Source organism: Streptomyces sp. PCS3-D2 (genome assembly GCF_000612545.2).
Taxonomy (GTDB): Bacteria; Actinomycetota; Actinomycetes; order Streptomycetales; family Streptomycetaceae; genus Streptomyces.
Map to the genome: position 1 here is coordinate 4,273,611 of NZ_CP097800.1, position 22,613 is coordinate 4,296,223.

The following is a 22,613-nucleotide window of genomic DNA, read 5'->3' on the forward strand; positions in this document are numbered from 1 at the left end:
GCCCGCGGATTCAAGTGGTTTGGGTCGGGTGGCGAGAAGGCGCCACTCGGCGAGGGTCGCTCGAAAAAATCATGCAAGCGTGCTTGATTGTTTTCTTGGCTGCTGCCAGTCTTCCCCTCACGCCGAGAAGGGGAGCGCATCGTGCCCGATTCGTCCGCCGCCGCCGCCGTCGACGACGCCGTCGCCGTCTTCACCGATCTGCGCGAGGAGGGACGCGAACTCGACGCCCTCGTACAGCGGTTGCCCGCCCCCCACTGGGCCCGGCCCACTCCCGCACCCGGCTGGACCATCGCCCACCAGATCGCCCATCTGCACTGGACCGACCGGGCCTCGCTGCTCTCCCTCACCGACGCCACCGGCTTCGGCGCCATGGTCGAGGAAGCACTGAAGGCCCCCGACTCCTTCGTCGACGACGGCGCGCGCGAGGGCGCGGCGCTGCCGCCCGCCGAGCTCCTCAGCCGCTGGCGGGACACGCGCGACGCGCTTGCGCAGGCCCTGGCCAGCGCCTCGTCCGACACCCGATTCCCCTGGTACGGGCCGCCCATGAAGGCCGCCTCGATGGCCGGCGCCCGCCTGATGGAGACCTGGGCGCACGGCCAGGACGTCGCCGACGCGCTCGGAGTGCGCCGCACCCCGACCGCCCGGCTGCGCCATGTGGCGCGCATCGGCGTACGGGCCCGCGACTACGCCCACGCCGTACGCGGACTGCCCGCGCCCGAGGGGGAGTTCCGGGTGGAGCTGGCCGCCCCCGACGGCGCGCGGGTCTGGGCGTACGGGCCGCCGCAGGCCCCGCAGCGGGTCACCGGTCCGGCCCTCGACTTCTGCCTGCTGGTGACCCGGCGCGCCCACCGCGCCGACCTGGCCCTGACGGCGACCGGCCCGGACGCCGAGCGCTGGCTGGACATCGCCCAGGCCTTCGCCGGACCTGCGGGAGCGGGGCGCGAGCCGGGCGCCGGACCGGACCGGGGGACCGCCCGATGAACCGGCGGCCGCTGCGCATCGGCAACGCGTCCGGTTTCTACGGGGACCGCTTCAGCGCCCTGCGCGAGATGCTCACCGGCGGTCCCCTCGACGTGCTGACCGGGGACTACCTGGCCGAGCTGACCCTGCTGATCCTGGGCCGGGACCGCCTGAAGAACCCCGACCTCGGCTACGCCAAGACCTTCCTGCGCCAGTTGGAGGAGGGCCTCGGGCTCGCGCACGAACGGGGCGTACGGATCGTCACGAACGCGGGCGGCCTCCATCCGGCCGGACTCGCCGACGCCGTGCGGAAACTGGCGGCCACGGTGGGTGTGCCCGTCTCCGTGGCCCACGTCGAGGGCGACGACCTCACCGCCCGCCAGGACGGCGCCCTGACGGCCAACGCCTACCTCGGCGGCGCCGGGATCACCGCCTGCCTGCGGGCCGGCGCCGACGTGGTCGTCACCGGCCGGGTCACGGACGCCGCACTGGTCAGCGGCCCGGCGGCCTGGTGGTTCGACTGGACGCCGGAGGACCACGACCGGCTGGCGGGAGCGGTGGTCGCGGGCCATGTCCTGGAATGCGGCACCCAGGCCACCGGCGGCAACTACTCCTTCTTCACCGCCCACGACGTCCAGCGCCCCGGCTTCCCGCTCGCGGAGATCTCCGAGGACGGCTCGGCGGTCATCACCAAACACCCCGGCACCGGCGGTGCCGTCACCACCGGCACCGTCACCGCCCAACTCCTCTACGAGACACAGGGCATCCGCTACCCGGGCCCGGACGTCACGGTCCGCCTGGACACCGTCCGGCTGACCGGCGACGGCGTCGACCGCGTACGCGTCACGGGAACGCGCGGGGAGCGCCCGCCCGCCACCCTCAAGGTGGGCGTGACCCGGCTCGGCGGCTGGCGCAACGAGGTGGTCTTCGTCCTCACCGGCCTCGACATCGAGGCGAAGGCGCAACTGGTCCGCTCCCAGCTCGCCGAGACCCTGGAGGGCGTCGCCGACGCCGTCTGGACCCTGGCCCGAACCGACCACACGGACGCCGACACGGAGGAGGCGGCGAGCGCCCTGCTGCGCCTGGTGGTCCGCGACCCGTCCCCGGACCCGGTCGGCCGGGCCCTGACCTCGACGGCCGTCGAGCTCGCCCTCGGCAGTTACCCGGGCTTCCACGTCACGGCCCCGCCCGGCCCGGCCCAGCCGTACGGGGTCTTCTCCTCGGTCTTCGTCCCCGCGGATCAGGTCCCGCACACCGCGGTCCTCCCGGACGGCACCCGGATGCCGATGACCGTCCCCGTCCCGGCCCCACCGGTGTCCGAGGCACGACGGTCCGGGGGAGGGGCCCCCACCGCAGACGGGCGAGGGCCCTCCGAAGAGGCCGGGGCCGCAGCCCCCGCCGGGTGCCGGGCGGAGTCCCGGGAGACCGTCCGCGCCCCCCTCGGCGTGCTGGCCGGGGCCCGCAGCGGCGACAAGGGCGGCGACGCCAACGTCGGAGTCTGGGTCCGCTCCGACCCTGCCTGGGACTGGCTGCGCGACACCCTGACCGTCGACCGGTTCCGGGCCCTGCTCCCCGAGACCCGCGGCCTCGCCGTGCACCGGCACGAACTCCCGGGACTGCGTGCCCTGAACTTCACCGTCACCGGCATCCTCGGCGACGGTGTCGCCTCCGGCCACCGCTTCGACCCCCAGGCCAAGGCCCTCGGCGAATGGCTGCGCGCCCGCCACCTCGACATCCCCGTCCACCTGCTCCCGCCCCCGGAGGGGACCGGCCCATGACCCGTCTGCGCACCACCGTCGACCCGCACGCCCCCGAGCACACCCGGGCCCGCACGGCCGCGCTGGAGCGCCTCGACGCCCTCGGCGCCGAGCACGCCAAGGCCCTGGAGGGCGGCGGGGACAGGTACACGGCCCGCCACAAGAAACGAGGCAAGCTCCTGGCGCGCGAACGCGTCGAGCTGCTCCTCGACCCCGACACGCCGTTCCTGGAGCTGTCCCCGCTCGCCGCCTGGGGCAGCGACTACCCCGTCGGGGCCTCCATGGTCACCGGCATCGGCACCGTCGAGGGCGTCGAGTGCCTGGTCACCGCCAACGACCCCACCGTCCGCGGCGGCGCGAGCAACCCCTGGACGCTGAAGAAGGCGCTGCGGGCCAACGAGATCGCCCGGCAGAACCGCCTGCCCGTCATCAGCCTCGTGGAGTCCGGCGGGGCCGACCTGCCCTCCCAGAAGGAGATCTTCATCCCGGGCGGCGCGATCTTCCGCGACCTCACCCGGCTCTCCGCGGAGGGCATCCCGACCGTCGCGGTGGTCTTCGGCAACTCCACCGCCGGAGGCGCGTACATCCCCGGCATGTCCGACCACACCATCATGATCAAGGACCGGTCGAAGGTGTTCCTCGGCGGCCCGCCCCTGGTCAAGATGGCCACCGGCGAGGAGAGCGACGACGAGTCCCTCGGCGGGGCCGACATGCACGCCCGCACCTCCGGACTCGCCGACCACTACGCCCTCGACGAGTACGACGCCATCCGCCAGGCCCGCCGCATCGCGGCCCGCCTGAACCACCGCAAGCCCCACCAGGACCCGCCCAAGGCCGAGGAGCCCCTCTACGACCCGGAGGAGCTCCTCGGGATCGTCCCGCCCGACCTGAAGACCCCCTTCGACCCCCGCGAAGTCATCGCCCGCATCGTCGACGCCTCCGACTTCGACGAGTTCAAGCCGCTCTACGGCACCAGCCTCGTCACCGGCTGGGCCACCCTGCACGGCTACCCGGTGGGCATCCTCGCCAACGCACAGGGCGTGCTGTTCAGCTCCGAGTCCCAGAAGGCCGCACAGTTCATCCAGCTCGCCAACCAGCGCGACATCCCGCTCCTGTTCCTCCACAACACCACCGGCTACATGGTCGGCAAGGAGTACGAGCAGGGCGGCATCGTCAAACACGGCTCGATGATGATCAACGCCGTCTCCAACTCGAAGGTCCCGCACCTGTCCGTTCTCATCGGCGCCAGCTACGGCGCGGGCCACTACGGCATGTGCGGCCGCGCCTACGAGCCCCGCTTCCTCTTCGCATGGCCCAGCGCCAAATCCGCCGTCATGGGCCCCCAGCAGCTCGCCGGAGTCCTCTCCATCGTGTCCCGGCAGTCCGCCGCCGCCAAGGGACTTCCCTACGACGAGGAACAGGACGCCGGTATGCGGGCCTTCGTCGAGGCGCAGATCGAGTCCGAGTCCCTCCCGATGTTCCTGTCCGGGCGGCTCTACGACGACGGCGTCATCGACCCGCGCGACACCCGTACCGTCCTCGGCCTGTGCCTGTCGGCCGTCCACAACGCCCCCGTCGAGGGCGCCCGTGGCGGCTTCGGCGTCTTTCGGATGTGAGCCCTCACATGACGCACCTGACCTCCCTCCTCGTCGCCAACCGGGGCGAGATCGCCGTACGGATCTTCCGCACCGCCCGCGATCTCGGCCTGGCCACCGTGGCCGTCCACTCCGACCCGGACGCCGACGCCCTGCACGTCCGCGCGGCCGACGCGGCCGTGCGGCTGCCGGGCGCGGCCCCCGCCGACACCTACCTGCGCGGCGATCTCGTCATCAAGGCCGCGCTTGCCGCCGGGGCGGACGCCGTGCACCCCGGCTACGGCTTCCTGTCCGAGAACGCCGACTTCGCCCGCCAGGTCCAGGACTCCGGGCTCACCTGGGTCGGCCCGCCCCCCGAGGCCATCGAGGCCATGGCCTCCAAGACCCGGGCCAAGCAACTGATGCGCGCCGCCGGCGTCCCGCTCCTCGACCCCGTCGACCCGGCCACCGCCACCCCCGCCGACCTGCCCCTCCTGCTCAAGGCCGCGGCCGGCGGAGGCGGCCGCGGCATGCGCCTGGTCCGCGACCTCGACGCGCTCAAGGAGGCCCTGCACGCCGCGTCGGCCGAAGCGGCCTCCGCCTTCGGCGACGGCGAGGTCTTCGCCGAGCCCTACGTGGAGCGCGGCCGGCACGTCGAGGTACAGATCCTCGCCGACGCCCACGGCACCGTCTGGGCCCTCGGCACCCGCGACTGCTCCCTCCAACGCCGCCACCAGAAGGTCATCGAGGAGGCCCCCGCGCCCGGCCTGCCGGACACCCTGCGCGAGAGCCTCCACACCGCCGCCGTCGCCGCGGCCCGCGCCGTCTCCTACCGGGGCGCGGGCACCGTGGAGTTCCTCGTCACCGCCGACGGGCGCCCGTACTTCCTGGAGATGAACACCCGCCTCCAGGTCGAACACCCCGTCACCGAAGCCGTCTTCGGCCTCGACCTGGTCGCCCTCCAGCTGCGCGTCGCCGAGGGCGCTGCCCTGCCCCCGGCACCCCCGGAGCCCACCGGACACGCCGTCGAGGCCCGGCTCTACGCCGAGGACCCCGCCCAGGACTGGCGCCCCCAGACCGGTGTCCTGCACACCCTGGACATCCCCGGCCGGGTCCGCGTCGACACCGGCTTCGCCGACGGCGACACCGTCGGCGTCCACTACGACCCCATGCTCGCCAAGGTCGTCGCCCATGCCCCCACCCGCGCCGAAGCCGTCCGCGCCCTCGCCCACGCCCTCGCCGGAGCCCGCATCCACGGGCTCACCACCAACCGGGAACTCCTCGTCGGCTCCCTGCGCCACCCCGAGTTCACCGCCGCACACCTCGACACCGGCTTCTACGAGCGCCACCTCGCCACCCTCACCGACACCGCCCCGGACGCCGGTACCGCCGCTCTCGCCGCCGCTCTCGCCGAGGCCGCCCCCGCCCCGGACGCGCCCCTCGCCGCCCGCCTCGGCGGCTGGCGCAACCTCCGCTCCCAGCCGCAGACCCGCCGCTACACCGGCGCCGGCACCACGTACGAGGTCCAGTACCACCCCGTCGACCACCCCGGCGTTCGAGTGGTGTCGGCCGAACGCCACCTCGTCACCCTCGAAGTCGACGGCATCCGGCGGATGTTCCACGTGAAACGAAATGCGAGCAACACCGAGGTCTACGTCGACTCCCCGCTCGGATCCCACACCCTCACCCCCGTCCCCCGGTTCCCGGACCCCCAGGACCGCACCGAACCGGGCTCCCTGCTCGCCCCCATGCCCGGCACCGTCGTCCGCGTCGCCGAGGGCCTCGCCCCCGGCAGCGCCGTCACCGCCGGGCAGCCCCTGCTCTGGCTGGAGGCCATGAAGATGGAGCACCGCATCCTCGCTCCGGCCACCGGCACGCTCACCGCGCTCCACGCCGTCACCGGCCAACAGGTCGAATTCGGCGCCCTGCTCGCCGTAGTCCAGGAGGAACCGCAGCCATGAGCCCCACCATCGAGTCCGCCGAACACCGTGCCCTGCGCGCCGCCGTCGCCGCCCTCGGGCAGCGCTACGGCCGCGCCTACCTCGACCGCGTCGCCCGCGAGGGCGGCCACCCCGACGAACTGTGGGCCGAGGCCGCGAAGCTCGGCTACCTCGGCGTCAACCTCCCCGAGGAGTACGGCGGCGGAGGCAGCGGCATCGCCGAACTGGCCATCGTCCTCGAAGAGCTGGGCGCCGCGGGCTGTCCGCTGCTCATGATGGTCGTCTCGCCCGCCATCTGCGGGACCGTCATCGCCCGCTTCGGCACCGACGACCAGAAGCGGAGCTGGCTCCCCGGCCTCGCCGACGGCAGCCGCACCATGGCCTTCGGCATCACCGAACCCGACGCCGGATCCAACTCCCACCGCATCACCACCACGGCCCGCCGCGACGGCGACGACTGGATCCTCACCGGCCGCAAGGTCTTCATCTCCGGCGTCGACATCGCCGACGCCACCCTCATCGTCGGCCGCACCGAGACCGCATCACCCGGCGGGGCCGCACCCGCCCTCAAGCCCTGCCTGTTCATCGTCCCGCGCGACACCCCGGGCTTCGGCCGCTCGGCCATCGACATGGAGCTGCAGGCGGCGGAGAAACAGTTCGAACTCACCCTGGACGAGGTGCGCCTGCCCGCCTCGGCCCTGGTCGGCGACGAGGACGCGGGCCTCCTCCAGCTCTTCGCCGGTCTCAACCCCGAACGCATCATGACCGCCGCCTTCGCCATCGGCATGGGCCGCTACGCCCTCGCCCGAGCCGTCGAGTACGCGAAGACCCGCCAGGTGTGGAAGGAGCCGATCGGAGCCCACCAGGCCGTGGCCCACCCGCTGGCCCAGGCCCACATCGAGCTGGAACTGGCCCGCCTCATGACCGGGAAGGCAGCCGCCCTGTACGACGCGGGTGACGACATGGGCGCGGGCGAGGCCGCGAACATGGCGAAGTACGCCGCGGCCGAGGCCTGCGTCCGCGCCGTGGACCAGTCCGTCCACACCCTCGGCGGCAACGGACTCACCCGCGAATACGGCCTGGGCTCACTCATCACCGCCTCCCGCGTGGCCCGCATCGCCCCGGTCAGCCGCGAGATGATCCTCAACTTCGTCTCCCACCAGACCCTTGGCCTCCCCAAGTCGTACTGAGCCCCTGCGGGGCGCTCGGCGGAGTCGGCCCGGTGGTCGCGCGGCCACCGCCCCGCCCACGTCCGGGCGGCCCGCCCGCCGGGCACCGGCCCGCACCGCGCGCGGACCGGCCCGCACAGGGTTCGGCCGGGCCTCGGGGTACTGCCCCGCCCCACCGGGGTCGGATCCGCCTGTCCGGGGGCGGGTCCGCCTGTCCGAGGCGGCCGGGCCGCGCGCCGACCGTGCTCCGCAGGGGCGAGCCCGGGGCCGGGGCGCGGGCGCGGTCCCGCCCCGGACACCGCCGAACTCCCCGTACGGGCCACCGCATAACCTCCCCCCGGAGGACCCGTACACCCCGCCCACCGCTCCGGAGGAGCCATGGCCACACCCGTCCACGCCACAACGGCGGCCGGAGTCACCACCCTGACCCTCGATTCCCCGGCCAACCGCAACGCGCTCTCCGCCGCGCTCGTCGCCGACCTCCGGGCCGCCTTCGCCGCGGCCGCCGCGGACCCGGACGTACGCGCCGTCGTCCTCACGCACACCGGTTCCACCTTCTGCTCCGGCGCCGACCTCACGTCCCCCACCGCCCCGGCCGACTTCGTCGCCCTGCTCCGCGAGATCGCCGAGCTGCCCCAGCCCGTCGTCGCCCGGGTCACGGGACACGTCCGGGCCGGCGGCCTCGGCCTGCTCGGCGTCTGCGACATCGCCGCCGCCGGCCCGACGTCCTCGTACGCCTTCACGGAGACCCACCTGGGTGTGGTCCCCGCCGTCATCTCCGCGCCGCTCCTGCCCCGCCTCGATCCGCGCGCCGCAGCCCGCTACGTCCTGACCGCCGAGGCCTTCGACGCCGCCGAGGCCGCACGGATCGGTCTGCTCACCCTGCACGGGGAGGACGTCGACGAGGTCCTCGCACCTGTCCTCGCGGGCCTGCGCAAGGCCGGACCGCAGGCACTCGCCGCGACCAAACGACTGTTCACCGCACCGGTACGCGCGGCTCTCGCGCGGGACGGAGCCGCCCTCACCGCACTGTCCGCGCACCACTTCGGCTCCGCCGAGGCCCGCGAGGGCATCACCGCCCGCCTCGAACGCCGGGACCCGTCATGGGCACGGTGACGGGCGCGGCGTCCGCCGCAACCGGCCCCAAGCAGGCGCGCAGCCGCGTCACCCGCCGCCACCTGCTGGAGGCGGCCGTGTCCTGCCTGGCCGAGCACGGCTGGGCCGGTTCCACCGTGTCCGTCGTCGCCGAACGCGCCGGTGTCTCCCGCGGAGCCGCCCAGCACCACTTCCCGACCCGCGAGGACCTGTTCACCGCCGCCGTCGAGTACGTGGCCGAGGAACGCTCCACCGCCCTGCGCGACCTCTTCCACGCCGGTCCGGCCGCCCGCCCGGCCGTGGTGGAGGCGCTGGTCGACCTGTACACGGGCGCCCTCTTCCGGGCAGCGCTCCAACTCTGGGTCGCCGCCTCCAACGAGGAGCAGCTCCGCCCGAGGGTCACCGAGCTGGAGGCCCGGGTCGGCCGCGAGACCCATCGCATCGCGGTCGAGCTGCTGGGCGCCGACGAGTCCGTACCCGGCGTACGGGAGACCGTGCAGGGCCTCCTCGACATGGCCCGCGGCCTGGGGCTGGCGAACGTGCTGACCGACGACGCGGCCCGCCGGGACCGTGTCGTGGCCCAGTGGTCGCGCATCCTCGACGCGGCTCTCGGCTGAGCGCACCCCAGCGCCCGACAAGCCGCCGGGTCCGGAAGACACCACAGGGGCGCCGCGCCCGGAGTGGTCCGGGGCGCGGCGCCCCCGTGGTGGCGGGAGGCCGGGCCGGTCAGGCGGTCTCGGCGATGTCCGCGTAGCCCTCGATCTCCTGCGGGTCGCGCCGGCCCGGACCGGTGTAGCGGGCCGACGGGCGCACCAGGCGGCCGGTGCGCTTCTGCTCCAGGATGTGCGCCGACCAGCCCGCGGTACGGGCGCAGCTGAACATGGAGGTGAACATGTGCGCCGGGACCTCCGCGAAGTCCAGCATGATCGCGGCCCAGAACTCCACGTTGGTGGCGAGCACCCGGTCGGGGCGGCGCGCGTGCAGCTCCTCCAGGGCGGCCTTCTCCAGGGCGGCCGCCACCTCGTAGCGCGGCGCGTCCAGCTCCTTGGCCGTGCGCCGCAGCACCCGGGCGCGCGGGTCTTCGGCGCGGTAGACGCGGTGCCCGAAGCCCATCAGGCGCTCGCCCTTGTCGAGGGCCTTCTTCACATACGCCACGGCGTCACCGGTGCGCTCGATCTCCTCGATCATGCCGAGCACGCGGGACGGCGCGCCGCCGTGCAGCGGGCCCGACATGGCGCCGACGGCGCCGGAGAGGGCGGCCGCCACGTCCGCACCGGTGGAGGCGATGACGCGGGCGGTGAACGTGGAGGCGTTCATCCCGTGCTCGGCGGCGGAGGTCCAGTAGGCGTCGACGGCCTTGACGTGCTTCGGGTCCGGCTCGCCCCGCCAGCGGATCATGAACCGCTCGACGACGGACTCGGCCTTGTCGATCTCGCGCTGGGGGACCATGGGCAGGCCCTGGCCGCGGGCGGACTGGGCGACGTACGACAGCGCCATCACGGCCGCGCGCGCCAGGTCGTCGCGGGCGGTCTGCACGTCGATGTCCAGGAGCGGTTTCAGACCCCACACGGGGGCGAGCATCGCGAGCGCGGACTGCACGTCGACGCGGATGTCACCGGAGTGGACCGGGATGGGGAAGGGCTCGGCGGCCGGGAGACCTGGGTTGAACGCCCCGTCGACCAGCAGGCCCCAGACGTTCCCGAAGGAGACGTGGCCGACGAGGTCTTCGATGTCGACGCCCCGGTAGCGGAGCGATCCGCCTTCCTTGTCCGGTTCGGCGATCTCGGTCTCGAACGCGACGACCCCTTCGAGCCCGGGTACGAAGTCGGACATCAGGCGGCTCCTCAGATAGTGCGAACACGCGCGGCTCCCGGCGTGACTCGCGGTCCGGCGCGGTCATCCCCGTTGATGCCCGGCAGGGCCGATGGTCATCCGTGCGGGGACCTTCGGACCGGCCCCAAGATTTTGGCCGCTACGCCCCGGCTGCGGAAGCGTGACATACGGCACACCGCCGCGGGTTCACCTGCGGCAGGATGGCCGACGTGACCGATCAGGACATTGACCCCGCAATGATGCGCAAGCAGTACCGCTCGGAGATCGTCCACGAGGAGAGCCTCGCCGAGGACCCCATGGAACAGTTCGCCCGGTGGTTCCAGCAGGCGGCCGACTCGCACCTCTTCGAACCGAACGCCATGGTCGTCTCGACGGCCACCCCCGACGGGCGGCCCAGCTCGCGCACGGTGCTGCTGAAGCAGTTCGACAGCCGGGGGTTCGTGTTCTTCACCAACTACGCGTCCCGCAAGGGGCGGGAGCTCGCGCGGAACCCGCACGTCGCGCTGCTCTTCCCCTGGCACCCCATCGCCCGCCAGGTGATCGTCAACGGTACGGCGGCCCGCATCGGCCGCGACGAGACGGCGGCGTACTTCCGGTCCCGGCCGCACGGCTCGCAGCTGGGCGCCTGGGCCAGCGAGCAGTCGAGCGTGATCGGCTCGCGCGCGGAGCTGGACAGCCGCTACGCCGAGCTCGCGGCGCGCTACCCGGAGGGCGAGCAGGTTCCGGTGCCGCCGGAGTGGGGCGGTCTGCGGGTGGTTCCCCGGGAGATCGAATTCTGGCAGGGCCACGAGAACCGGCTGCACGACCGCCTCCACTACGTGCTGGAGGGTGACGAGAAGTGGCGTCTGGAGCGGCTCTGCCCCTAGGCGTCAGGCGTTCTCTCCCCGGGAGCGTCGTCCGCCCGGAGGGCGGGCGGCCCCGCGGCGTCCGGGGCGTGCGATCGCACGGCGGAGGGCGTCGAGGGGCGGGCGGGTGGGCGGGACCTTCGCAACGGGCCCCGGGGCCCGTCCCGCGGGAGCGTGGACGCAGACGACCCGCGAGCTCGGGTTCCTCTCCTGCAGTGAGAGGAGCCGGCCGGACGTGCCGGCGAGCCCGCGGGTCGGGTGACTGCTTGGGATTGGCGCCGGGCGATCCGCCGGGCACCGCACTGGGTGCGTTGCTGACGACGGGCCCTAGCCCGCAGCCACCTCACGCGTCCGGTTTCCGTACATTTCGGGAACCACCTCCCTTCTCGTGTGCCTCAGAGCCTAGGTAGCCCCGGCGGCGGCCACAACCGTTTTATTTCCCGCGCTCGCCGCCGGACCGTGTGGCCGCCCGGTCCGGCCCGACCGGATTTCGTGTCCCCAATCCGGCGAAAGCGGTGTGGTGTGGGTCACGTTCGAGTTCAATGATCTGACGTGCCGCATACGCGAACACCTGCTGGGGGTTCCAGGTGAGTGCTTCCGGACGTGACGAGACCGCCGACGACCTGCTCGCCGCGCTGCTGGACGGGATGGACGCCGCGCTGTGCGCCTTCGATTCCGACGGGGTGATCACCCACTGGAACCGTGAGGCCGAGCGGATCCTGGGCTGGTCGGCCGGGGAGGCCGTCGGGCGCAAGGGATTCGAGGGGTGGGCCGTGCGGGCCGCCGACGCGCAGGACGTGCAGGACAGACTGATGTCCGCCCAGCACGTCCCCGGCCGCCACGTCCACGAATTCGCGCTGCTCACCAAGGACGGCGGGCGGGTCCTGGTACGGACGCAGTCCGCCGGGGTGCCGGGTGCCGACGGCTCGCCCGCGGGGGTGTACTGCGCCTTCAGCGAGGTGCACGCGCAGATCGACCTGGAGCGGTCCATCGCGCTGAGCGAGGCCCTGATGGAGGACGCCTCCTGGGGCGTCGTCCTCGTCGACGTCGACCTGCGGCCCGCCGTGGTCAACACGCACGCCGCGCGGGCCTTCGGGACCACCGGCACCGCCCTGCTCGGTCGGCCTCTCGGGGAACTGCTGACCCAGGGGGTGGAGGAGTTGGAGGGTGCGCTCCAGCACGTGCTCGCGGAGGGGGCGCCGCCCGCGCCGGTCGAGATGTGGGTCTCGGTGCGTACGGCGGAGGGCGTGCGGCGCCGGTGCTGGCGGTGCGGGTTCCTGCGGCTGGCCTCGCCGCTCGCGGAGGAACCGGTGCCGCTCGGCGTCGGCTGGCTGATCCAGGACGTCACCGAGGCCCGGCAGGAACAGCTCGATGCCGCGCAGGCGCGGTTCCGGTCCCACCAGCTCCACCGCGCCGGGCGGGCCGCCGCCGAATGCGAGGATCCGGCGGAGGCGGCCGCCGTGCGCCTGGACTTCGCGCTCGCCGGCTTCGCCGAGCACGCGCTGCTGGACGTCCTGGACCCGGCGGTCGACTCCGAGCGGCGCAGGCTCCTGCGGTGCGCCGCGTCGCCGCCCGCACTGCCGGGGCCCGGCTCGATCCCCGTGCGGTACGCGGCCGGGCACCCGGCGCTGCAGGCGCTGGACCGGATCGGCTCGGTGCGCACCAGCGCCCCGCGCGGCGAGGCGGACGCGGAGTGGGCGCGGGCCCGGCAGTGGCCCGAGGACGTGGCGCACGTGCTGTGCACGGTGCTGCGCAGCCGGGGCCGGACCCTGGGGGCGCTGACGTTCCTGCGCGGGCCCTCGCGGGTGGCGTTCGAGCGCGCGGACGCCGCGTACGCGGAGGAGGTGGCGGCTCGGGTCGCGGCGGACCTGGACCTGGCGACGCGCCCGCCGGGCCACTGACGCGGGCGGGCCCGGCGGCGGGCGCGGTCGGGGCCGTTTCGTGCGGGCCGGGCGGTCAGGGGCCGCCGGTGTCGGCCGGGGCGGTCAGTGGCGGAAGAAGATCCGGTCGCCGTACTCCTGCATGACGCGGCCGTTCCACTCGTGGCCGCCGTCGACGTTGCCCGAGCGCAGCAGCGGAGGCTCCAGGCCACGGGCGGCCAGTTCCCCGGCCGCTGTCGCCATGACCGCCTGCATGATCGCGCTGGTGACGACGGTGGAGGCGGGGGCGAAGGGGGCGTCGATGCCGTCGAGGCTCAGTTCGGCGTCGCCGACCGCGATCTTGCTGTCGAGGACGACGTCGCAGTGGTCCTTGAGGAAGGTGCCGGAGGTGTGTCGCGACCTGGTCCCGGTGGCGTACGCGACGGAGGTCACGCCGATGACCTTGAGGCCGATGGCGCGGGCGTTCATGGCCATCTCGACCGGCAGGGCGTTGCGCCCGGAGAGGGAGATGATCACGAGGACGTCGCCCTCGGAGGCGGGGCTGCTGTCGAGGACGGCGCCGGCGAGGCCGTCGACCCGTTCCAGCGCGCTGCCCAGGGTGGCGGGCATGACGTCGACGCCGGCCGTGCCGGGGACGGCCAGGAAGTTCATCAGGGCCAGGCCGCCGGCCCGGTAGACGACGTCCTGTGCGGGCAGCGAGGAGTGTCCGGCGCCGAAGGCGAAGAGGCGGTTGCCGGCTGCGACGGCGTCGGCGACGAGGCTGCCGGCCTCGGCGATGTGCGGGGCCTCCTCGTCCCGTACCCGCTCCAGCAGGCCGATGGCGGCGTCGAAGAACTGACCGGCCAGCTTGCTCTCGCTCATACGCCGATGGCCCTTCCAGAGGTGGGGTGCGTCCGTGTCCGCCGCTCACCGTGCGGTCTGGACCAAGGGCCTGTCAATACGGCCGTCCCTCCCGTGTCCGAAGCGCGGGGCGATGTCCGGGACGGGTCTTGACCCCTTGGCACGGGACGATTGTCGGCCTCATGCGTCAGAATTGGGGCAGGGCCAGCGCACGCAATCCGAGGGGCACGAATGTCCGGACTGATCGATACCACGGAGATGTATCTCCGCACCATCCTCGAGCTGGAAGAGGAAGGCGTGGTACCCATGCGCGCCCGGATCGCCGAGAGGCTGGACCAGAGCGGGCCGACGGTGAGCCAGACGGTGGCGCGCATGGAGCGGGACGGCCTGGTGGCCGTCGCCACCGACCGCCACCTGGAGCTGACCGACGAAGGCCGGCGGCTCGCGACGCGCGTGATGCGCAAGCACCGGCTCGCCGAGTGCCTGCTCGTCGACGTCATCGGGCTGGAGTGGGAGCAGGTCCACGCCGAGGCCTGCCGGTGGGAGCACGTGATGAGCGAGGCGGTGGAGCGGCGGGTGCTGGAGCTGCTCCGCCACCCGACCGAGTCGCCGTACGGGAACCCGATCCCCGGGCTGGAGGAGCTGGGGGAGAAGGCCGAGGCGGAGCCGTTCCTGGAGGACGGCATGATCAGCCTGTCCGAGCTGGACCCGGGCACCGAGGGCAAGACGGTGGTCGTGCGGCGCATCGGGGAGCCGATCCAGACGGACGCCCAGCTGATGTACACGCTGCGCCGGGCGGGCGTACAGCCCGGTTCCGTGGTGAGCGTGACCGAGTCGCCGGGCGGTGTGCTGGTCGGCAGTGGTGGCGAGGCCGCGGAGCTGGAGGCGGAGATCGCCTCGCACGTGTTCGTGGCGAAGCGCTGATCCCGTAGGGTCCCCACCCCTACGGATCGGCCCTCGGCAGGGTTCGGTCCCGGCGCCTCGCGGCGCCGGGACCGGTCCTCCCCGGTGTGACCTGGAGCCCCGAGCTCTCAAGGTCGTCCCCTCGGACCGTCTTCCCCGAGCGGCCCGCCTCCCTGTTGAAAGGATCTCCATCGGCAGCGGCGGTCAATCCTTGAGCAAGGTCACTCGAAAGAGCGGTGTTGTGGGCGAGAACCCCGTTTTCGAATGAGGGTTCGATAATCTGGCGGGGAGCGAAGGGGGTGCATCTGCGGTGGTACAGCGCGTTGATGTGACAGGGGCCCAAGGTGTTCGGCTGGCCGCCTGGCAGTTCCGAGAACCGGTCGCCGAGACAGCTCCCCGCCCCGGAGTGCTGTTACTGCACGGGCTGATGGGGCGCGCCTCCCACTGGGCCGCCACCGCCCGCTGGCTCGGCGAACGCCGCCGCGTCGTGGCCCTGGACCAGCGCGGACACGGTCACAGCGACCGCCCGCCCGACGGCGCCGCCCCGCACACCGCCCTGGGCCGCGAGGCCTTCGTGGCCGACGCCGAAGCCGCCGTGGAACAGCTCGGCCTCGCCCCCGTGACCCTGATCGGCCACTCCATGGGAGCGCTCACCGCCTGGCAGCTCGCCGCCCGCCGCCCCGACCTGGTCGCCGCCCTCGTCATCTGCGACATGCGCGCCTCGGCACTCGGCGCGGCCTCCCAGCGCGATTGGGAGGAGTGGTTCCACCTCTGGCCCCTGCCCTTCCCCACCCAGGACGCCGCCCGCCGCTGGTTCGGCGAGGACGACCCCCGCGTGGAGCGCCCCGACCCCGGCCGCGGCGCCTTCTTCGCCGAGGTCATGCACGAGGCCGCCGACGGCTGGCGCCCGCTCTTCTCCCGCCGCCAGATGCTGACGGCCCGCGAGACCTGGGTCCACGACGCCCACTGGGAGGAGCTGGCCCAGGTCCGCTGCCCGACCCTCGTGGTCCGTGGCCTCGACGGCGAACTGGGCCGCGCCGAGGCCCAGGAGATGGTCCGCGTCCTCCCGGCCGGCCGGTACGCGGAGATCCCCGACGCCGGCCACTACCTCCACTACGACCAGCCCGCGGCCTGGCGCGCGGTCCTGGAACCCTTCCTGGACGACATCCCGGCCCCCGCGCCCTGACCCACCCGGCCCCCACCCAGCCCCCACCGGGCGTCCCCCGCGCCGGGTCGCCCCTCTCCCGGCCGGATCCGTAGGCCGGTGCGGGAGCGGGGCGCCGGGCGGCGTCAGCCCTTGCTGACCGCCAGGAGGATCTCGGGGAGCTTGCGCGACACCGTGGGGGCCGCGAGCCGCAGGCCCGCCCAGGCAGCCAGCCAGCCCCAGGCGACGCCGACCGGGAGCACCACCCAGGAGACGTCCCGGAGACCGGCGGTGTTCAGCCAGATCGCCAGGACGATCACCGGCGCGCACACCAGCGCCGACCCCAGCATCCCGCCGGCGATGCCGCCCCAGGCGAGCCCGGCCTGTCCGGGGGCGACGTTCTTGAAGGCGCCGTCCGTCGGGATGGAGTACGGGAAGCGGGCCGAGGCCAGCGCTCCCGTGCAGAGCATCGAGCCCAGCAGCGCGAGGGCCACGCCCACCCCTGCGGGGAAGGCCTGCCAGTCGTCCACCAGGGCGGCGGTGACCGCCGTGACCAGGACCGTGTACGGGACGGTGACCAGCGCCAGCGCCGCCGCGCGGGCCCGCAGCTCCACGTACGCCTCACGGGCGTTCGAGATGGTCTGCGCGACCATCCAGAACGCCGAGGTGTCCTGCCCGAACTGGTTGTACATCTGCACGCCGAGCATGCCCGCGCCGAAGCTGCCGAGGTAGACCGACCCGGTGCCCTGCAGCGCGTTGAAGACCGGCACGATCAGGCCGATGGCCAGCGCGGTCACCCAGGCCGACTTGGTCTTCGGGTCACGCGCGACGTAGCGCAGGGTGCGCTGCATGGAGGCGCCCGTCCGCCCGCCCGGCAACAGCGACCAGAAGCCGCCGCCGGCACCACCGCGGTCCTTGACCGGTCCGGAGGCCGCGATCGTCGAACCGTCCGGCGTGACCATCAGCCGGGTCAGGCTGCGCTCCCAGGCCCAGGTCAGGCCGGCCACGGCGGCCACGCTCAGCGCCAGTTGGGCCGCGGCCCGGCCGTACGCGCCCTCGCTGACGGAGTCCACCATGCCGACGGCGGTCGCCGGCGGCAGCCACCGCACCACCGCCTCGACGGGCTCCAGCGTCGACAGGCCCCCCGCCTGGAAGAGGCTCTGGCTGGCGAAGTTGGCCAGCTGCGCGCCCACCGCGATCACCAGGCCGCTGAGGAGCGCCAGATCGCGCCCCTTGCGGCTGGTCAGCAGGCGCACGTTGGCCGTTGCCACGGCCCGCGCCAGGGTGACGCAGCCCAGCAGCAGGAGCGGCACAGCCACCGCGGCGGCCACCGCGCCGGCGGCGCCGCGGGCGACGGCTGCCACCGAGCCGATCGCCAGGCACAGCGTGAACAGCGGCCCGATGCCGACGAGCGAGGCCGCGAGCAGGGCCCGTACCAGAGGACGCGGGCGCAACGGCAGCATCACCAGCCGGCTCGGGTCCAGGGTCTCGTCCCCGGTGGGGAAGAACAGCGGCATGAACGCCCAGCCGAGCGCCAGGATCGCGGCCAGGATCACCACGACGGTGCCCGCGTGCGCGTTGCCGCGCAGCAGGCTCAGCCCGAGGGTGATGAAGAAGCCGACCACCAGCGCGAAGGCCAGCGTCGAGAAGTAGGCGGCCTTGCGCTTCGAGGAGCCCTTCAGCCCGTTGCGCAGCAGCGACAGCTTGATGCGGAGGAAGATCGGGGTCAGCGCGGGCGGAGCGGCGGGGACCGCCGTTGCGTCGGAGCTCCGGGAGGTGCCGGAGGCGCCACCGGTCCCGGCGGGGGCGGCGGGCGCGCTCATCGCGTGACCGTCCCGGAGGTCCCGGGGTTGCCGCCGAGCCAGTCCAGCGACTCCCCGGCCGTGTCCCGCCCGTGCGCGCCGACCAGTTCGAGGAAGGCGGCCTGGAGGGAGGGTGCGGAGCCCCGTACCTCGGCCAGCGGGCCCGCGGCGCGGATGCGGCCGGCGGCCATCACGGCCACCCAGTCGCACAGCGACTCCACCAGCTCCATCACGTGGGAGGAGAAGACGACCGTGGCACCGGACGCGGTGTAACGTTCCAGCACTCCGCGGATGGTCTGCGCCGACACCGGGTCGACACCCTCGAACGGCTCGTCCAGGAAGAGCACTTCGGGATTGTGCAACAGGGCCGCGGCCAGGCCGATCTTCTTGCGCATGCCGGTCGAGTAGTCGACGACCAGCTTGTGCTGCGAACCGGCCAGGTCGAGGATGTCCAGCAGCTGAGTGGCCCGCTTGTCGGTCTCCTCGCCCGGGAGCCCGCGCAGACGGCCCATGTAGCCGAGCAGTTCGCGCCCCGACAGCCGCTCGAAGAGCCGCAGCCCCTCGGGCAGTACGCCGATCCGCGCCTTCACCCCGGCCGGGTCCGTCCACACGTCGTGCCCCGCGACGACGACCCGCCCCAGGTCGGGACGCAGCAGCCCGGTCACCATGGACAGCGTGGTCGTCTTGCCCGCGCCGTTCGGCCCCACGAGGCCGATGAACTTCCCCGCGGGAAGCTCCAGGTCGATGCCGGCGACGGCCACCTGGTCGCCGAACCGCTTCCACAGACCCTCCACGCGCACGGCGGACGGCGCGGTTCGCGCGCCGTCCGCCCCGTACGTCCCACCCGTCGCATCGCCCTGGTCCGGCATGCGCCTGCCTCTCGTCACACGTCCCCGTTGGTCTTTCTTCCCTCACGATAGGAGGAGGGGGAGAGGCCCCGTCCGTTACGTATGTCATGAGTTTCCGGGGCGGATCGCACACCGTCGGCCCCGCGCCCGGGACCCCACGCCGCCGGCCCCGCGCCGGGGTCTCAGCCCTGGCGTCGCTTGCGCTCCGCCGCGGCCTCGCTGCCGCACGCGTACGCCAGCGCGTCGATCAGCTCCTCCGTGTCCGGCAGCCACCGGTTCGCGGGCGTGGGCCGGCGCGCCCACTGGACCGCGCCCCGGCCGCCGAAGCGGGTCGGCGGGGCGGCCACGTACTCGCCCTCGCCGCGCGCCGTCAGGTCGATCGCGGACGGCGACCAGCCCAGCTTGCGCACGAGGTCGGCGACCTTGACGCCGGCCCCAGGCAGCACGAAGAACAGCATCCGGTGGTCGGGCGTCAGCGTGACCGGTCCGAGGGTCCGCTGCATGCGCTCCAGCCGGGCCAGCGCCAGGAAGCCGGCCGAGTCCGGCACGTCCAGCGCGTCGAAGGTCCGACCCGTCGGCAGCAGGATCGACGCCCCCGGGTTCTTCCCCCACACCCGGCGCACCTGCACCGCGCTGCCCGTGGCGTGCGCCGCCCAGTCCTTCACCGCCGCGTGCGCGCCGGGCGCCGGGCAGTCCGCGGCCCCGCAGGAACACAGCTCGCGGCCGTCCCCGGGCTCCAGCCAGGTGCCGGCGAAGACATCCCAGTGCCGTTCTTCCGCGTACCGCACGGCATGGTCCAGCAGCTGCTCTCCGCGCTGCGTGGGGATGGGTGCGGTCTCCGTGACTCCCATGGTCTCTTCCACGACCATCACAACTGCCCGCGTCACCCGTGGTTACGGGCGTCAACCCGCCCGCGCGCGGAGCATCGATCCTGCAAACGGGGCGCACTGATGCACGCGTGGGGGCGCGTAGGAGGCCGGGGCGCTGTCGCTGGGTAGCGACACGACGCAGAGCGGAAGATTCTCCGCACATCAGGCGGGAAGTGATCATTCCAACGGATCCACCCGCGTCCAGCAGGGGGTTTTCATGGCAGCCAGGCCTCTCGTCGCCCGCCAGCCGAACGAACGGCTTCAGGCGCTCATCCAGGAAGCCGGGTGCTCGAACGCCGGGCTCGCCCGGCGCGTCAACATGTGCGGGGCCGAACACGGCCTCGATCTGCGCTACGACAAGACCTCCGTGGCCCGGTGGCTACGCGGCCAGCAGCCGCGCGGCCGGGCTCCCGGCATCATCGCCGAGGCGCTCGGGCGCAAACTCGGCCGGACCGTCACCATCGACGAGATCGGCATGGCCAACGGCAAGAACCTCGCCTCCGGCGTCGGCCTGCAGTTCTCCCCGACCGTCATCGGCGCGATCGAGCAGGTCTGCGAGCTGTGGCGCAGCGACGTCGGACGACGCGACTTCCTCGCGGGCTCCAACGTGGCCGCCTCGGCGCTCGTCGAGCCGAGCCGCGACTGGCTGATCACCGGCGCCGACACCCAGGTGGCGCGCAGCGGCGGCGCACGGGTCGGCATGTCGGATGTGGAGGCGGTACGGGCGACCACCGAGGCCCTCAAGGACCTCGACCACCGCTTCGGCAGCGGCCACGTCCGGCCGGTGGTCGTGCACTACCTCAACTCGGTGGTGTCGGGGCTGATCGGCGGCTCCTACCGGGAACCCGTCGGACGGGCCCTGTTCGCGGCGGTCGCCCGGCTGACGGAGCTGGCCGGCTACATGGCGGTGGACACGGGCCAGCCGGGCCTCGCGCAGCGCTACTACATCCAGGCGCTACGGCTGGCCCAGGCGGCCGGGGACCGCGCGTACGGGGGTTACGTACTGGCGGCGTCCATGAGTCACCTCGCGGCGGAGCTCGGCAACCCGCGGGAGATCGCGCAGTTGGCGCGGGCCGCGCAGGAGGGGACCCGCGGGCAGGTCACCCCGCGGGTCGAGGCCATGTACTACGCCGCCGAGGCGCGCGGGCACGCGCTGCTGGGCGACGCCCGGGCGACGGGGGTGCTGTCGGCGCGTGCGCTGAGCGCGCTGGAGCGGGCGGAGCCGGAGTCGGGCGACGACCCGGTGTGGATCCGGCACTTCGACGAGGCCTACCTCGCCGACGAGTTGGCCCACTGCCACCGCGATCTGGGACAGGCGGACGCGGCGGCCCGGCAGGCCGAGGAGGCCTTGCGCCACCTCCCGGCGGGCAAGGCGCGCCGCCGGGCCATCGGGTTGCTGCTGCTGGCGGCCGCGCAGGTGCAGCAGCGAGAGGTGGAACAGGCCTGCCGGACGGCCACCCAGGCGTCGGAACTGCTGGAGGGGCTGCGCTCGAACCGGGGCGCGGAGTACCTGGAGGACTTCAGGACGAGGCTGGGGCCGTACCGGGAGGAGGAAGCGGTACGGGAATTCGCCGCGCGGGTCGCCTGACGGCTCGCCCGGCGGCGGGTGCGGCGGCCGGGCCGGCCGGTCCGGAGCGCGGCCCGGGTACCCGTCCGCGGCGCCGCTGCGCGGGCGCCGCGTGCGGGCCCCCGGGCCTCGATGCCCGGCGGGGCTGGTTCCCGGGGTGCGGGTGGTCTCACGGTGGCGGTGCGTGACCGGGTAGCGTGGCCGGGGTTCCGTACGGTCGGGCGAGTCGGAGAAGGAGTCCCGGTGACGCAGAGCGGACAAGGGGGCGCCCCACAGCCGGGTGCTCCGTGGGGCCCGGACCCGGCGTCCGGGTATCCGGCGTACCCCGAGCAGCCGCAGCCCGGGGCCGCCTACGGGTACCCGCAGGCCTACCCCGGTCAAGAGGCGGCGCCCGGGCACGTGGTCGGGCCCGGCTACGAGGGTCCTGGTGCACCGCACGGCTACGGCTATCCGCCGCTGCCCGAGGCCGCCACCCAGTACATACCGCCCGTCCCGGCCGCTCCCGCGGAGGCCGCGACGCAGTACATACCGCCCGTCCCGCAGTATCCCGGGCACGACGAGGCGGCGACCCAGTTCATCCCCCCGGTGTCGGCGGGCCCCGCGGGCCCCGCGGGCCCCGCTCCGGCGGAGGCGGCGACGCAGTACATCCCGCCGGTCCCCTCCGATCCGGGCCCCGGTGCTCCCGCCGCCTCCGCCGTCGAAGGGTTCGACGGCCTGTTCCGCGGTGACGACTCCGCCGGTCACACCCAGCAGCTGCCGCCCGTGCAGGAGCCCGTGCTGCGGGGCCGTCCGCCGCAACGGCCCTACCCGCCGCGCGCGCAGGCCCCCGTACCGCCGCAGGCGCACCAGCCCCACCCGAACCAGCAGTACGCCCCGCCCCCGCCGGCGGACTCCTCCCGCAAGGTCTCGCCCGCGATCATCGGCGCCGTCGTGATCGGTCTCGCCGTCGTCGGTCTCGGCGTGGGCTCGCTGCTCGGCGACGGCAAGCCCCGCAACAGCGACCCGGGCGCCGTGCCCGTCGCGCCGACCGCGAGCGGCGGTTCGGCCCCTGCCGGCGAGGCCCCGGTCGATCCGGCCCGCTCGCAAGCCGTCCAATTGGACAAGCTGCTCGCGGACAGCAACGACAGCCGGGCCGCGGTGATCAAGGCCGTGGAGGACATCAAGGGCTGCGCCAACCTCGACCAGGCGGCCTCGGACCTGCGCGACGCGGCCCGTCAGCGCGAGGAACTCATCACCCGGCTGGAGGAGTTGAAGGTCGACAAGCTGCCCGACCACGCCAGGCTGTCCGCTGCCCTCACCAAGGCCTGGCAGGCCTCGGCGGACGCCGACAACAGCTACGCGGAGTGGGCGGACGAGGTGCACGACGACAAGTGCAAGGGTGGCAAGGCCAAGGCCACCAAGAACGCCTCCGAAGGCAACAAGTCGAGCGGTGAGGCGACCAGGGCCAAGGAGTCGGCCGCGGGCATGTGGAACACGATCGCGGCCAAGTACGGACTCACCAAGCGAGACAAGTCCCAGCTCTGAGCCTCCCCGGGATCTCCCCGGGGCGACTCCGGGGCGACCCGGCCTCCCCGGCCTTCCCCCGAC

The 22,613-nt window shown here is 73.8% G+C and carries 18 protein-coding genes; 13 read left to right on the top strand and 5 right to left on the bottom strand.

Features of this window, described 5'->3' with window-relative positions:
* The first annotated feature begins 141 nt into the window (after nt 1–141).
* The 7 genes from AW27_RS18890 (at nt 142) to AW27_RS18920 (ending at nt 9,112) form a co-directional block, all read left to right on the top strand.
* Complete coding sequence (locus AW27_RS18890; RefSeq protein ID WP_052031068.1) at nt 142–981, top strand: TIGR03084 family metal-binding protein; 840 nt, start codon at nt 142–144, stop codon at nt 979–981.
* Nucleotides 978–2,738 (top strand): acyclic terpene utilization AtuA family protein, encoded by a 1,761-nt coding sequence (locus AW27_RS18895; protein ID WP_037924834.1) that lies wholly within the window; start codon nt 978–980, stop codon nt 2,736–2,738. The genes AW27_RS18890 and AW27_RS18895 overlap by 4 nt, the downstream gene beginning before the upstream one ends.
* The gene (locus AW27_RS18900) at nt 2,735–4,333 is read left to right on the top strand and encodes an acyl-CoA carboxylase subunit beta (protein ID WP_037924836.1); all 1,599 of its coding nucleotides are present in this window, start codon (nt 2,735–2,737) and stop codon (nt 4,331–4,333) included. Before AW27_RS18895 ends, AW27_RS18900 begins: the two co-directional genes overlap by 4 nt.
* A gap of 8 nt (nt 4,334–4,341) precedes the next feature.
* Complete coding sequence (locus AW27_RS18905) at nt 4,342–6,252, top strand: ATP-binding protein (protein ID WP_037924838.1); 1,911 nt, start codon at nt 4,342–4,344, stop codon at nt 6,250–6,252.
* A complete protein-coding gene (locus AW27_RS18910) occupies nt 6,249–7,421 on the top strand; it encodes an acyl-CoA dehydrogenase family protein (RefSeq protein ID WP_037924842.1) in 1,173 nt (390 codons plus the stop codon). Before AW27_RS18905 ends, AW27_RS18910 begins: the two co-directional genes overlap by 4 nt.
* Before the next feature lie 357 nt (nt 7,422–7,778).
* Entirely contained in the window at nt 7,779–8,516 is a 738-nt protein-coding gene (locus tag AW27_RS18915; protein WP_037924845.1) for an enoyl-CoA hydratase family protein, read from the top strand.
* On the top strand, nt 8,504–9,112 hold the full coding sequence (locus AW27_RS18920) for a TetR/AcrR family transcriptional regulator (protein WP_052031070.1): 609 nt from the start codon (nt 8,504–8,506) through the stop codon (nt 9,110–9,112). The genes AW27_RS18915 and AW27_RS18920 overlap by 13 nt, the downstream gene beginning before the upstream one ends.
* A 109-nt stretch (nt 9,113–9,221) precedes the next feature.
* Here AW27_RS18920 and AW27_RS18925 read toward each other — a convergent pair whose 3' ends face one another.
* Nucleotides 9,222–10,328: a citrate synthase 2 gene (locus tag AW27_RS18925; RefSeq protein ID WP_030964724.1), complete on the bottom strand. Its 1,107-nt coding sequence runs from the start codon at nt 10,326–10,328 to the stop codon at nt 9,222–9,224.
* A 200-nt stretch (nt 10,329–10,528) separates the two neighbouring features.
* Between AW27_RS18925 and pdxH the strand changes: the two genes are divergently transcribed.
* Entirely contained in the window at nt 10,529–11,194 is a 666-nt protein-coding gene (gene pdxH, locus AW27_RS18930; RefSeq protein ID WP_078556761.1) for a pyridoxamine 5'-phosphate oxidase, read from the top strand.
* A gap of 566 nt (nt 11,195–11,760) precedes the next feature.
* Nucleotides 11,761–13,074: a PAS domain-containing protein gene (locus AW27_RS18935; RefSeq protein WP_037924847.1), complete on the top strand. Its 1,314-nt coding sequence runs from the start codon at nt 11,761–11,763 to the stop codon at nt 13,072–13,074.
* An 84-nt stretch (nt 13,075–13,158) separates the two neighbouring features.
* Here AW27_RS18935 and AW27_RS18940 read toward each other — a convergent pair whose 3' ends face one another.
* The gene (locus AW27_RS18940) at nt 13,159–13,914 is read right to left on the bottom strand and encodes an SIS domain-containing protein (protein ID WP_037924850.1); all 756 of its coding nucleotides are present in this window, start codon (nt 13,912–13,914) and stop codon (nt 13,159–13,161) included.
* Nucleotides 13,915–14,124: 210 nt separating this feature from the next.
* Between AW27_RS18940 and AW27_RS18945 the strand changes: the two genes are divergently transcribed.
* Nucleotides 14,125–14,817 (top strand): iron-dependent transcriptional repressor DtxR, encoded by a 693-nt coding sequence (locus AW27_RS18945; protein ID WP_030665907.1) that lies wholly within the window; start codon nt 14,125–14,127, stop codon nt 14,815–14,817.
* Between the two features lie 289 nt (nt 14,818–15,106).
* Nucleotides 15,107–15,982: an alpha/beta fold hydrolase gene (locus tag AW27_RS18950; protein WP_037924853.1), complete on the top strand. Its 876-nt coding sequence runs from the start codon at nt 15,107–15,109 to the stop codon at nt 15,980–15,982.
* A gap of 104 nt (nt 15,983–16,086) precedes the next feature.
* Here AW27_RS18950 and AW27_RS18955 read toward each other — a convergent pair whose 3' ends face one another.
* The 3 genes from AW27_RS18955 to AW27_RS18965 all read right to left on the bottom strand — a co-directional run bounded on the left by AW27_RS18955 (nt 16,087) and on the right by AW27_RS18965 (nt 19,441).
* A complete protein-coding gene (locus AW27_RS18955) occupies nt 16,087–17,763 on the bottom strand; it encodes a hypothetical protein (RefSeq protein ID WP_037924855.1) in 1,677 nt (558 codons plus the stop codon).
* Entirely contained in the window at nt 17,760–18,611 is an 852-nt protein-coding gene (locus tag AW27_RS18960) for an ABC transporter ATP-binding protein (protein WP_037924858.1), read from the bottom strand. The genes AW27_RS18955 and AW27_RS18960 overlap by 4 nt, the downstream gene beginning before the upstream one ends.
* A 161-nt stretch (nt 18,612–18,772) precedes the next feature.
* Nucleotides 18,773–19,441, bottom strand: a complete 669-nt coding sequence (locus AW27_RS18965; protein ID WP_236647731.1) for a bifunctional DNA primase/polymerase — start codon at nt 19,439–19,441, stop codon at nt 18,773–18,775.
* A gap of 235 nt (nt 19,442–19,676) precedes the next feature.
* Here AW27_RS18965 and AW27_RS18970 point away from each other — a divergent pair, with 235 nt between their 5' ends.
* The gene (locus tag AW27_RS18970; RefSeq protein WP_037924863.1) at nt 19,677–21,047 is read left to right on the top strand and encodes an NsdA family TPR-like regulatory protein; all 1,371 of its coding nucleotides are present in this window, start codon (nt 19,677–19,679) and stop codon (nt 21,045–21,047) included.
* 222 nt (nt 21,048–21,269) lie between these two features.
* A complete protein-coding gene (locus tag AW27_RS18975) occupies nt 21,270–22,550 on the top strand; it encodes a hypothetical protein (protein WP_236647732.1) in 1,281 nt (426 codons plus the stop codon).
* Nucleotides 22,551–22,613: the final 63 nt, after the last annotated feature.